The organism is Neoaquamicrobium sediminum (assembly GCF_013240295.1).
GTDB classification, from domain to species: Bacteria; Pseudomonadota; Alphaproteobacteria; order Rhizobiales; family Rhizobiaceae; genus Aerobium; species Aerobium sediminum.
In genome coordinates, this window is sequence record NZ_JABETK010000003.1 from 352,070 (window position 1) to 364,331 (window position 12,262).

A 12,262-nucleotide genomic window follows, 5' to 3' on the forward strand; every position below is an offset into this window, starting at 1 on the left:
TGAAGCGCAGCGGGCCGGTCACGGCGCTTCCGCTCTTGCGCGTGCGAAAAAGATCCCCGAGACGCCCCGTCGGCCCCCTTCCCTGCGCAACTGAACGACGATCGGGATGACACTTTGAATGTATGAGATCAGATCGGCCTTCGGATAGGCGGCTGACAGGCCGGACTGCATCACCATCATGGCGAGCTGCTCATAGGCGCCGAGCGGCGTGTCGGCATGAACCGTCGACATCGAGCCCGGATGGCCAGTGTTGATCGCTCGCAGAAATGCAAAGGCTTCAGAGCCTCTGACTTCGCCGACGAATAGCCGATCGGGCCGCATACGCAACGAGGCCTCGAGCAAGGACTGGATCGTCACGCTGGCTGTCCCCTGGTCGCCGCGCGACGCAAGCAGATGGACGGCGTTCTTCTGCGGCGGGAAGAGCTCACGCGTGTCCTCCAGCGTGATGATGCGTTCATGCTTATTCACGGATTTGAGGCAGGCATTCAAGAAGGTCGTCTTTCCGCTGGACGTGCCGCCGCTGATCAGGATCGAGACGCGATTGACGATTGCGGTGCGAATGAAACCATAGATGTTCCTGACCGAGAGATGGTCGATCAAGGCCTGCTCGATCTCGCTTAGGCCACCCAGCGCGACCGCCACCTCATCCAACGACCCCTGATCGCGGTAGTCCTCCAGAGTGAAGTCGCCAACGACCTGCTTGCGGATCGACAGCGTGCCACCATCGGGCGCTGCGGGAGGCAGAACGACCTGGATACGCTCACCGGTCGGGAGGGCCGCACTCAGCATCGGGCTTGCGGGACTGATGAACTGGTTGGTGCTGGCCGCGACACGCTCTCCGATATTCATGATCTCAGCTGTCGTGAGCTCGGGAACCGCATGAAATTCCATGTGGGCCGAGCCGAGCCGCTCGACATAGACCTGACCCGGCCGATTGACCGAAACTTCGACGACGGCGCGATCGTCGAGAAATCGCTTCAGCGGAGCCAGCGCTCGATGCAGAAAATAGTGTCGGTTGTTCGCGGTAAGCTCAGGGAAGGCCACGTTCACGACGGATATCTCTCAATGCCTCGGTGACGGGGTCTTCGTATTGCGCGGAGAAATCGAGATCCTGCCGGACGAAGACGAAGATACGTTCTCCCTGGTTCACGCTGATGGTCGGTGGGATACGCAGTGAATCGGTCAAAGCCTCATTGGCCATATCGGTGAATGTCTGAGCCAGTGTCTCCCGGGCGCGTTCTTCCGCATTCCGCGCGTCGTCGCCGGCTCCACCTGCAGCTTCGCTGCCGTAGCCCGTCAGGTAGCTGGCGCCGGCGCCAACGATGGACAACAAGATGGCGGCGCCAAATCGCTCGCGAAATTTCTTGTCGACGCGTCCGGGCAAACCGGCCCGCCCCAGGCTGTCGGCGCCGATTGAGTTCAGGCGGACCGAGACGCCGTCATTGCGAAGCATGCGCGTCCAAACGACGAATATTCGTGTTTGACCGCGCATGATCTCGGATTGGTATTCCCCGATCAGCCGCGTGCCGGTCGGGATCAGCACCCTGCGGCCATCAAAGGAATAGACATCCTGCGAAACGATCGCTCTTACCTGCCCTGGCAGGTCGCTGATAATCGCTGTCTCCAAGATGCCGGGGATCAGTGTCCCCTCAGGAACCAGCGCGTCGATCCGCTCGATCTTCCTCGCCTTGGCGCCGCGGTCGCCAAGTCCGACGGCGGCAGAAAGGAACTTGCTGCTGCGATCCTCGCCTGCGACAGTGAGCCCCTCCCCTTCTCCAGCTGTGAAAGTCCCGCCGCCACTAGAGGCGGAACGATCAATCACCACCAGGTCCGACTGAAAGCGTGAAGGAAGCTCTTCCGCAGCCACTTCTGCCGTTTCAGGGGGCGTAGGCAACGCATCGGGCGCAGGCGGCGGAGGAACTTCAAACCGCGTCGTGTCGACGTCTTCCGTCGAAGGCGACGGCGGAGGTGGTGGAATCCGGACAATCTCCGGCGCCGCAAGTTCCGGGTCAGGCGCGTCATCGCCCTCGCGGACGAAGGACGGGGGCCGGAATGTCGTCGTCTTGAACTCCTCGTCCCCTTCCAGCATATCGCGCACCGGTGTCCGCTCACTGGCGAGAACAAGATAGGCCGCCGCCAGTCCGATGAGGATCACGATTGCACCGCCCGCCAGGTGCTTGCCGCGCACGGAACTGTCCGCGACGACGGGATCATCATTGCCGGCCAACGCTTCGAGTTCGGGTGAGCGCTTCATCGGTTGCCGCTCCTGAGCCGTCGTGTCGCCGTGTTATCCTCGACCGGTCCCAGGATGGCAGGGTCGGGCGCACCAAAATCCGCCACCCTGAGGTTGAAGATGCAGATCCACTGGTCGCCGTCGCGCAGGGTGAATTGCGTGGCCGTGCCATCGATGACGATGTAGTCCCCTTCCCGTCGAAAATTCCGCAGGGTTTCGGAAAAATCGGAGGTCACCGCAAAGATCGCAGGCACTCTTGCGCCGAACTTGAAGAAGGTCTTTTTGCCGTCGTCGAAGACCATCAGCGGCTTCAGCCGCGCGTCGCCGGAAAACGAGTAGTCGATGTTGACCTTGGCCTTGTCGATGCCGGAGATGTTGGGCCATGCGGCGCGCTGCTCGGCCTCCCGCCGCAGCGCGGTGTTCAGTTCCTTCTCAGGATAGTGAAAGCGGATTCCGAAAACCTTACGGTCGGCGTCCGGCGCGAAGTCATGCAGCTCAAGGTAATAAATACGCTTGTCGGTCACGACATTCATGTTGGTAGCAACATCCTTGGCAATCGGCTTGACGAAGAGAATGTTGCCCGCCTCTGCAGGCACAACCTGCCAGCTTTCCGTGTCGCCGAGCGATATCGTTTCGAATTCTTCGTCCTCGTCGAAGATGATCATGGTCGAGATGCCGTAGGTGGCGTGCACCTGAACGACGTTGTTTTCCTGATAGGTGACGCTGGTCACGCGGGCGTCGAGCTTGCCACCCTTGGGCATCTGTGCGCCCGATGCGGGAAGGCACAGGCTCATCAGCGCGAGCGCGGTTGCGAACAAACGGCGCCTCATCGGGCATCCTCTGAGGTCACTGTCTCCTGCTCGCGGCGGTAGGCGTAGACCTGGAAGCCGAGCGGATTTTCGAAGCGCCACTCGTTGCGCATTGGCGTATCGGTGTAGCGGAAGCGGACGACCGCAATCCAATGGCGGACGATCGATTCCGTGTCGCTGCGTTCGTTGGTCGAGAATCTGACGATCGCCGTGCTGGCGTTCGGGAAGGTCACCGACTTTATATCGACCAGCACCCGCTTCAGCCGTCCATAGACCTTGGCAGGGTTTTTGGCGTTTGCTGCGCTGTAGAGCGCCTGCAACTCACGTGCCGCCTCGTCTGTGGAGAGCAGCGCCGCGATCCCGAAATTCTCCTTGATGGCGTACGGGTCGTAGCCTTCCCGCGCTCGGATGTACCGCACGACATTGGCCTGTGTAACAGCCTGCTGTTCGGTCAAATTGGCGGGCCGCGTCAGTCCTGACTTGACCTCGATATAGCCCGTAGCTTGGTCGACCGTGACGATGTAGGGCTCGAAGTCCTTCAAGGGCAGCATCAGCACGACCGCAACAAGGCTGAGCAAGGCAATTACGGCAAAGACGATCGAGAAGAACCACGCAACGCGCGCCGAACGTTTTGCGCGCTTGAAGATCTCCTGCTCCCAGACGTCTCCCTGTTGGAAATAGGAGCGCAGCGCGGTCTCGGACTTTTCAGCCATACCTGTTCAATCCCTGCCGTTCACGGTCAAGCCTCGACTGGCCTTCATGTTTGTGGTGGGGTGCCGTTGGATGCGATCGCGCGCTGCATGGAGGCGCCCGCGCCGTTCGGCGGCGCATGCAGTCGGGCCTGGACGCGATGCAACGCGGTCTGCGTCTGGCGGGCGGATTGCCCGATGGCCTCGCGGCTCAGATAGACGCCGCGGTAGGCGTGCCGGCGAGACTCATGACCAATCGCAGTGGCAAACGCTCCGACAATTCCCTGCGCAAGCGTCTGGACCTGGAACAGAACAAATGCGCCGGCGACGCACAACAATATGAAGGCTGCGAAGTCGCTGAGCTTCAGTTCCCGATCGCCTGAGATGGCGTCGATCGCCGTAAGTTCCGGCTCCATCGCGGCGATCAGAAAGGCGGCGATGACATAAACGAACAGCGGGATGATCGCGTAGAGCAGCGATTGGTTCAGCCAACCAATGGCGTAGTTGCGTGTTGCATCGAAAAAGAAGCAGGAAATGAATATCGGCGCAGTGCCCAACAGCACCCAAAGGATCACTTTCGCCAGCACGAGAATGCCGAGGGCAATTGCAACGAAGACGCCGGCAAACACCATGATGATCATGCCGACCAGAGCCGGGAGTACCGACAGATAGCCGGCCTGCTCGGCGAAGGCCGCCGCCGCGACATTGGCCGTCTTCCAGATCTGGGAAAGCCCATGGGTGGGCTCGGCGACGCCGGTGCCGGAGGCAGACAGAATAGCTCGACCCGCCGCCTCAGGGACCTCAGTCAACCACTGATAAACGAGGGCGTTGAAATTCGACCAGGTGCCGACCAGCACCAGGATGACGAAGCCGCGTACCAGCCTGCCGATGATTTCGGCAACGCTGAGACGCGCCGTTCCAAGAAAGAGCTTAACGCCATAGAACAGGACGACGAGAATGAACAAAAGGCGAAGGAGCGGCTCCAGGTCCTGGCTCAGTGCCTCATAGGCGCGCTGTGCAAAGTTCTGTCCCGACGCGTCGATCCGATTCAGCAATTGGCCAATGAAGTCTTCCACCGCCCTGCCCTATTCGTCGTTCGTCGGCGCCAGTTCCCGGATCGCCGCCAACGCGGCGGCCCGGTCGGTGTTGAGCGCGTGCATGGCCCCGCATTCACCTAGCGGCGCGTAGCTCGCAATGTGAGCAGGCCTCTTGCACGGAGCGGTCTTTTCGCGCGGCGTGCCGCATCCGCTGGCGACGATGGCTACAAAGAGCAATGCAGCGGTCAAGATCCATCCACGGCCCATCATTCGTAGCGCAATGCCTTGCGGGTGTTCGACATGTCGGTGAGCTTGCGCTGGTTCTCGGCATGCAGGGACTGCACCCCCGCATTGAGGACGCCGATCATCTCGTTGAGAGTGAGCCCGGTTTGCACCTGAAGCTGGGTGTTCTGGTCGATTGAGCCTTTGATGTCCCCAGCCTTGCCGATCTCGCCGCCCGCGGTTTCGAGCGCGGAGCGACGCGCCTCGACCGCCTGCTGGGATCCGTTGATCAGCGCCGACACGCCCATCACCGTTTTCATGAGTTCTTCGTAGGACTTGTCGCTGGAAAGCGAACCGTCCTCCTTGCCGGACAGCGAACGGACAAGCTGGAGCCCGTTGATGAAGAGCGTCACGGCTTCCACGATCTTGGGATCGAGCGACCCGAAATCGGCAGTCCCGCCTTTGAGGAGGTCGTTGAAGGAAGGCATCGACGACACGCTGAAACCGTTGCCGATGGCGATGTCCTTTAGCGGACCGGCATCACCGCCGCGCTCTCCGGTCACTGCCTTGAGCGTGTCCTCGACTGTTGTGAGGATCTCCTTGTTGGTGTCGAGGATGTTTGCCGTCTTTTCGGCGGTGTCACGCGCGACGGCATAGTTGCTCTTGTCGATGACCGGAATGTCGGCTGCAGCCGGCGAACAGGCCGTGCCGATCAGCGTCAGAATAGCCAGTGCTCGGTTCACGTTGATCTCCTCAATCAGTGCGTTTCAAGAAGCAGTTCGGCCTGCGCGTCGATACGCAGTACACAAGCCGTGGCAGCGTCATCCCAGTCGAAGCCTTGCCGCGCTTCGCATTGGCCGGCGACCTGTCGTCCATCGTCCTCTTCCTGGCCGCGGTAGTCGGTCGAGCGGTTCGCCCCCGACATGTCGCCGAGCGTCATCGCGTTGTTGGAATTGATGAGATCCGCGAATGTGGTACCCAATTGGATCAGCCGGTTCATCAGTTCGACATTGGCACCGCGCGCTCCGGAGTTGTGGTCCCAGCTGTCCTGAATCGTGCCGGTTCCCATCGCTCCCAACTGGTGCAGCCAGGACAAAACGTCGTTGGATCCATCCGCGACCGCTGCAGTCAGGCCCATTGCGTTGATCGTGCTGGCGCGGGCGCTTTCATAAGCGCTGCCGCCGCCGTAATTCAGGGGAATGCCCGATTTGTCGGAGCCGCCGAAGGCCGGTAGCCACTTTTGGGTGATGCTCGCCACATAACCTCGCGTTTCCTTGAACGGAGGAATGCCGCCATATTTGCTCACATTGCCGTGGCCGGCATTGTAGGCTGCGAGCGCCAGCAGGACATTGCCGTCGTAGCGGCGCAGCTGTTGCTTGAAGTAGCGCGCGCCACCGCGAAGGTTCTGTTCGATATTGTGCGGATCGACGCCAAGATCCCCGGCCGTGCCCGGCATCAGCTGGGCCAGTCCGATCGCGCCCGCGGATGAGTGAGCGCACGGATTGAATCGGCTTTCCTGATAGACGAGCGCCAGGAACTGGTTCTCGTTTATTCCCTCCTCGCGTGCGATCCTCCGAACCATTCCAGCAATCGCCGGATTGGCATTCGCCGCGCCGATCGGATCGCCCTTGTGGCCATGCCGGTACATTGAGCACGTTACGCTCTGGTTGTTGATGTAACGGGCCTCGTCGACCTTTTCGATCTCGCCTGTCTTGCGGTCGCGATCGGCGCGTTCGTGGAGCACCGTGCCGTCGAGGGTCGGAATATCTGCGAAGGCGGGCGACACGGCGATGGCCGGCAGGAGAGCCAAAGGAACGATGTCCAGCATGATCATGCCGCACGCCCCCATCCGCAGAATTCGGACAACCACTTCGCCGGATCGTCGCCCAGGCGTTCGCGCAGTGCCGCGCACTGCTCGATCGTCTCCTTACGACCCGACATCACGCGTACCAGGTCCGGCATTGAGGATAGGTCGAGGCGAGCAATGACGGAGTCGTTGCCATGCTTGATCAGAAAGGTGCGCCGCTCTGGCGGCGTATTGCGGATGAACGAAAATTCCTTTGCAGTCAGTCCGAAGCGGCGGACGTAGCTTTCTTCATCGGCGCGCGGATTGGGAAAATGCAGGGTCGTCGCGGACTGCTCGATCAGTGTATGGGACTGCGGCGCACGGGCGATGTCGGCCGCGGACTGGGTGCCGAAACCGACGATCCCGTTGAGCTTGCGGATCGTCTTCATCTTGTCGACGATGTAATTGGAAAAGAGCGGGTCCTGTAGAAGCTTCCAGCCCTCGTCCATGAAGATCATGACCGGCTCGCCGGTGAGCAACTCATCCAGCCGGTGGTAGAGATACATCAGCGCCGGCGTACGCACTTCGCTGTTATCGAGAATGTGGGTCATATCGAAGCCGAAGATTCTCCGACCGGAAAACGACAGAACATCGCGCGGTGCGTTGAAGAGCCAGGCCTTCTCGCCCTCGCACCAAGGGCGTAAGCGTGACTGGAGATCGTTCGCGTCGGATCGCGCCCGACCCATCAGGAGACCGGACAGGTTGGCGAGCGTGCGCTGCTCGACCGGTTCCTGGCATATGCGGCCGATTGCTCTCTCGAGCGTGTCATCTTCTTCCTGGGAGAAGCCGCTGTCGTCAGACGGATCGAGCATGGCCTTGAGCAGGCGATGCAGGAATTCGCGGTTGGCGGCATTGTTTTCGAGTTGCAGCGGATTGAAGCCGGTTGCGACGCCTGGCTGCAGCACTTCGTAGGCGCCTCCGACGGCGCGCACGAAGATTTCGGCGCCACGATCCTTGTCGAAAAAGACGGCCTTTGGTTCCGGCGAAATACGGAACGCCTGGGCGAGCAGGAATGTCAGCACGACTGTCTTGCCGGACCCGGTCGGACCGGTCACCAGAAAATGGCCGATGTCACGCTGGTGGAAGTTGAACCAGTAGGGCGTCTGCGACGTCGTCTCCAGGATCGAGATCGGCAAGCCCCAGTGGACCCCGCTCCCCTGCCCCGTCGCGAAATTGTGCAGCGACGAGAACCCGGAGAAGTTTGCGCTCGACAACATGCAGGAACGCGCGATGTAGGCATGATTGCCTGGCAGCTGCGCCCAGAAGGACGCCTCCAGATTGAGGTCTTCTCGAAGCCAGTTGATGTTCATGTCGGTCAGGCAGGAGCCGAGCTCGGCTACAGCCTTGTCGAGCTCGGAGAGCTCGCGCGACAGGCAAAGCAGGCTGAAATGGTGATAGCCGAACACCGCCTCTTGGTTGAGCAGGCTGTTCAGCGCCAAGTCGATGTCGGTCTCGACGGTGCTGCCTGATTCATCCGAGGCATGGATCTGACGCTGCAGACGAGAGATGCGCTCCTGGGCGATCGGCTTGTCGGCGAGCGTAAACGATTGTGTGCAGATGAACTCGTGGTTCCTCTGCAGAAGACCGTCGAGCATGCCGGGCCCGGAGAACGGCGGATACTCCTTGATCGAGAGCATCGCACCGAAACGGTTGTCGGCGTCCGTCGGCCCCTGGGCCTGCATCGTGCGCTTGGAAAAGTGCAGGCGCGATGTGCCGACATAATTGCGGATGCCCATGCGCGGCAGACGCATGTCGCGCGCGAGGCCGCAGGTCAGCAAGGTGTTGAAAAAGGCGCAAGGTTCAGAATAGGGATCGCCGTTGCGATAGACGATGCCGAGCGGCCGGGCACCATATTTCTGTAGCTCACGCGTGACGTTGCCGACGACCTCTTCGAGCTCGTTGATTTGCTCGTGCATACGCTGCTGTCGCACGTCGGCACCGGCAGACCGATCAAGAAGGCGGGAAAACATCTCGGCAACCCCAAGCGCGCCGCGCATGCCGGAGCGAACGATCGTCAAATAGAGCTCGTTGGTGAACATGCGCTTGGCGTCCAGCGACGCCATGTAGCGCTCGTCAAGAAGCGCGCAGAACGGGTCGGAGAAGCTGCCGCCGATCGTCGGCTTCACTTCCTTGCGCACGACCGTCGACCAAAGCGCATAGCGGCTGGAGCCGAGCGCACGGATCATCGTGTTCTGCACGACGGCGCGCATATTGAGCTCGGCTTGATCCTCCGTCTGGAAAAACAGTCCGTCCAGCTTGATCACGGATGCGATGGAGCCGCTTTCGAGCCCTATCACCGTATCGGCGACATGGCGGAGATACGGAATGTGCGACGACATCGGCCGATCGCGCCGGCTTTCTCGCCCGAACCCCAATTCCGCGGCAACGACGCTCAGCATGATCAAGGTCCGAAGGAGTTCGTGCGCCAGAACAGCCGGTTCCGCGTTCGCGGCGTTCGACGCCCAACCACCTGGGCAATGTCGAGGACGCGCATGTCGCTCGTGCAAAGCGCAAACAGCGCGAGGTAGATCAGCGGTGCGATCAGTACCGACCAGAAGCTCGAACTCACAAGGAAGGCGATCAGCGTGAAGCCGACGATGATGTAGAAGGCGTTCAGCGGGATGCCCCACATCATGGGTGGCCGGGTCAGGCCGATGATCAGCGGCGTCAGTTGAGGTTTCTCGTCGGCGAACCTGGTCATGGTCAGCTTCCGACGGCCGCGATCATCTCGTCGACAATCGCAGGTGCTCCAAAGACCAGACCGATGCCGAGCACGACCGCTCCGGCTGTGAACCAGGAGAGCCGCCCCGCGAAGGCGAGGAAGCCGAGCGCGATGACCGCGATGATCGCCAGCAGGCGTCCGAATGGTCCTGTGATGAAATCGACGATCATCTGCACGGCGGTCTCGAGCGGTGCGAAGGCGCTGGAGCTCTGCGCAAAGGCGGGTTCCGCGATGGCGAGGCTGGTGAGCAGGATTGCGCTGACCGCTAGCGGGCGCATCACGACCTGGGTCTTCATCAAATTGGGAATTTCGTTCATTGTGACCTCCGGCTAGAAATGCATGACCCCGCCGACCCACTGTCGGCGTTCGCGCAACGTGATGACCCCGCTGGCATCCCCAGAACCGTGGCCCTCATTCGGTGAGGGCGGCAGCGCGTATGCGGTTGGGCTGCTGCCCGCAAGGCTCAATTTGGCATTGAGGACTTGGGCGACGAATTCGACGGTATCCGGCATTGGGGGAATGCCGCGATGCTCCCGCACGCGGCTCTCGCCAGCGTGGTAGGCGGCAGCGACCAGCAGCGGACTGTGAAACTCGTCGGTCAGTTGGCGCAGGTAGCGCACCCCGACATCGATGCTTTGCGCGGCGTCGCAGATGTCGGTGACGGCGAACCGCTCGGCGGTATCAGGTGGTAGCCGCATCGGCCAGATCGCATCGGTTGTCGAGCTGTGCTGTCGCTCGAGCCGGCTCTCGGCCGTTGCGACAGCGATGGCAAATCGGGGATCGACCTGATGTCGCTGTGCCGCCTCGATGACGAGACGGGCGATTTGTTCGGGTGATACGGGTGAATGATCGCATCGTAAATCGCTGTCAGTTTCACTACCAATATGGTTGTGAACCGTCTCCGGGCCGGTCGCGCCGGTCGAAGTCGCTCCCCTGGCACCCGTAGGCTCGCCTCTACGAATGACCTGACCGGATTCGCTCGGCACGTAGTCGTCCTGCTGCCTCGCCCAGCGCGCTTCGTCAACCGTGTCAGGGGACGGCAGCCCACGACCTTGCAATGCAACTGCGCCTGGCGGGACGTGGCCTGTCGAGGGTTCAACCAGAGCCTCGGCCGGCATTGCGTGAACCGAAGCAAGCGAAAGGCCACCTGTGATGATGGTCACCGCTATCAGCGGCGCGGCGGAGAGTGATGATGGCTGCTTCGCCATGTTGCATCCCGGAACTGGACGTCGAATGTGGGAATCGATAGGCGAGAGAAAAACAATGTCAATTTGATTGTGATTTTTTCTTGCAATCGCAAAAGAGGCGTACCAGTGTCGGGTACGATCAGACGTTGGAGCCGACTCTCAATGAGACGAACAGCCTGTTGCCTGTTGGCGATTAGCGCGCTTCTGCCAGCTTATGCGGCCGAGCCTGTGGACGAAGCGTACATTCGTTCATTGGCGGCGCCCGGAAGGACGGTGCTGGTCATGGAATGTTATGACGGTCATGGACAGGTGTCAGAGCGCAAAGGCTATGCCTCCGCGTCGGGCTTCAAGGCCATCTCGGCAACCGCTTTTCGCGTCGCCGCAAATTTGACCGTGCGCCTGTTCGGGATCGAGCCGTGTGAGGGCGACATGGTCAACCGGAAGGAGGAATTTGCGGGCACCTGCGACGACTACGCTCGACACGGGCTGGAAACCCTTCTGCAGTCACCGCGGGTCATCTTCTGCAGGGCTTTTGTCAGCGAGAGCGGCGGGTCCGTACAGAATGCCACCTGTTATGGCTACTATCACTATCCAGGCAGCCTCGACACGATCGACATGTTCGAGGAAGAACTGGTCTCGCTCGGCAGCCACCGTATCGCCAAGCGCCCTGACGGGTCGCTGGCGCGCCCCGACCTCAAGGAGGCCGAGGCTATCGGTCGCCGCGGCTACGGCATGTGGGCGGACCCGAGGGTCGCTGCGCAATGAACGTCCCTCCCCCTCTCCAGAGCATGGCAGGGCGGGAGTCCATGCCATGACGCGAGCCGTCGGCGTCAGGTCGGGCATGGTCGCGCTGCTGGTGATCGCCTTTACCGGTGCTTCCCATGCGGCTGATCTGTTGCAGGGCGGTCGAGAACCTTCGGTCGGGATCGGTTCAGTTCCCTACCGCGGCCATGTGACCGAAATCTCTGGCCGCGCAACAATCGTCGATGGGCATACTCTGTGGTTTCCGCAGAACGGCCTGGCGGTGCGCTTGGCCTCGATCGACACGTGTGAACTTCCCCAATGGTCCTACGATGCGCGCCGGCACGGCGAGAATGCGATCCTTAAGCCGGTGCCTTGCGGTCCGTTGGCGAAGGCGTGGTTGAAGCGGTCGGTGGGTCCTGCTCGCGTGAACTGCGTCGTGCAAGGCAACGATGGCGATGGCGTTCCTCGCGGCCGCTGCACCGTGAACGGCCGCGACCTCGCATTGGAGATGGTGCGGGTCGGCTGGGCCCGGGCGACTGGGCAGGCACCCGCGCACTATCTGGCATGGCAGAAGCACGCCATGTCGGCCCGGTACGGCATGTGGGCAACCTACGTGCTCGACATGGACGAGTGGCGCGCAAAAGCCGCCGACCGGACGCTGTCTCGCCAACCGATCGCCGATTTCAATCTGCTTGCCGAGCGCGGTCTCGAAATCTCCCCGCCGTTTCAGGATGCGCGAAGGCATCCCCGACGAACTGACCGTTAGCTGCTTA

The 12,262-nt window shown here is 61.4% G+C and carries 14 protein-coding genes; 2 read left to right on the forward strand and 12 right to left on the reverse strand.

What is annotated here, in order from left to right:
- Window positions 1–18: 18 nt before the first annotated feature.
- The 12 genes from virB11 to HK436_RS24415 are packed head-to-tail and all read right to left on the reverse strand — an operon-like array spanning window position 19 to window position 10,544.
- Window positions 19–1,050 (reverse strand): P-type DNA transfer ATPase VirB11, encoded by a 1,032-nt coding sequence (gene virB11 / locus HK436_RS24360; protein WP_173194224.1) that lies wholly within the window; start codon window positions 1,048–1,050, stop codon window positions 19–21.
- On the reverse strand, window positions 1,031–2,254 hold the full coding sequence (virB10, locus tag HK436_RS24365) for a type IV secretion system protein VirB10 (protein ID WP_173194226.1): 1,224 nt from the start codon (window positions 2,252–2,254) through the stop codon (window positions 1,031–1,033). Before virB10 ends, virB11 begins: the two co-directional genes overlap by 20 nt.
- Entirely contained in the window at window positions 2,251–3,063 is an 813-nt protein-coding gene (gene virB9, locus HK436_RS24370) for a P-type conjugative transfer protein VirB9 (protein WP_173194228.1), read from the reverse strand. Before virB9 ends, virB10 begins: the two co-directional genes overlap by 4 nt.
- Window positions 3,060–3,755, reverse strand: coding sequence for a VirB8 family type IV secretion system protein (locus tag HK436_RS24375; protein WP_173194230.1), 696 nt, complete (start codon window positions 3,753–3,755; stop codon window positions 3,060–3,062). The genes virB9 and HK436_RS24375 overlap by 4 nt, the downstream gene beginning before the upstream one ends.
- A gap of 44 nt (window positions 3,756–3,799) precedes the next feature.
- The gene (locus HK436_RS24380) at window positions 3,800–4,807 is read right to left on the reverse strand and encodes a TrbL/VirB6 family protein (RefSeq protein ID WP_173194232.1); all 1,008 of its coding nucleotides are present in this window, start codon (window positions 4,805–4,807) and stop codon (window positions 3,800–3,802) included.
- Window positions 4,808–4,816: 9 nt separating this feature from the next.
- Window positions 4,817–5,035, reverse strand: coding sequence for a hypothetical protein (locus tag HK436_RS24385; RefSeq protein WP_173194546.1), 219 nt, complete (start codon window positions 5,033–5,035; stop codon window positions 4,817–4,819).
- On the reverse strand, window positions 5,035–5,733 hold the full coding sequence (locus tag HK436_RS24390; protein WP_312860722.1) for a type IV secretion system protein: 699 nt from the start codon (window positions 5,731–5,733) through the stop codon (window positions 5,035–5,037). Before HK436_RS24390 ends, HK436_RS24385 begins: the two co-directional genes overlap by 1 nt.
- 14 nt (window positions 5,734–5,747) lie before the next feature.
- A complete protein-coding gene (locus tag HK436_RS24395; RefSeq protein ID WP_376769205.1) occupies window positions 5,748–6,824 on the reverse strand; it encodes a lytic transglycosylase domain-containing protein in 1,077 nt (358 codons plus the stop codon).
- Window positions 6,821–9,235, reverse strand: a complete 2,415-nt coding sequence (locus HK436_RS24400) for a VirB4 family type IV secretion/conjugal transfer ATPase (protein WP_173194234.1) — start codon at window positions 9,233–9,235, stop codon at window positions 6,821–6,823. Before HK436_RS24400 ends, HK436_RS24395 begins: the two co-directional genes overlap by 4 nt.
- A 2-nt stretch (window positions 9,236–9,237) precedes the next feature.
- Window positions 9,238–9,537 carry a VirB3 family type IV secretion system protein gene (locus tag HK436_RS24405; protein WP_173194236.1) on the reverse strand — a complete coding sequence of 100 codons (300 nt, stop codon included), beginning with the start codon at window positions 9,535–9,537 and terminating at the stop codon, window positions 9,238–9,240.
- Between the two features lie 2 nt (window positions 9,538–9,539).
- A complete protein-coding gene (locus tag HK436_RS24410; RefSeq protein WP_512770959.1) occupies window positions 9,540–9,875 on the reverse strand; it encodes a TrbC/VirB2 family type IV secretion system protein in 336 nt (111 codons plus the stop codon).
- A gap of 12 nt (window positions 9,876–9,887) precedes the next feature.
- Window positions 9,888–10,544, reverse strand: coding sequence for a lytic transglycosylase domain-containing protein (locus HK436_RS24415; protein ID WP_312860723.1), 657 nt, complete (start codon window positions 10,542–10,544; stop codon window positions 9,888–9,890).
- A 363-nt stretch (window positions 10,545–10,907) separates the two neighbouring features.
- Here HK436_RS24415 and HK436_RS24420 point away from each other — a divergent pair, with 363 nt between their 5' ends.
- Together HK436_RS24420 and HK436_RS24425 are read left to right on the forward strand one after the other, a co-directional pair.
- On the forward strand, window positions 10,908–11,510 hold the full coding sequence (locus HK436_RS24420; RefSeq protein ID WP_173194240.1) for a hypothetical protein: 603 nt from the start codon (window positions 10,908–10,910) through the stop codon (window positions 11,508–11,510).
- Between the two features lie 76 nt (window positions 11,511–11,586).
- Entirely contained in the window at window positions 11,587–12,255 is a 669-nt protein-coding gene (locus HK436_RS24425; protein ID WP_173194242.1) for a thermonuclease family protein, read from the forward strand.
- Window positions 12,256–12,262 lie beyond the last annotated feature (7 nt).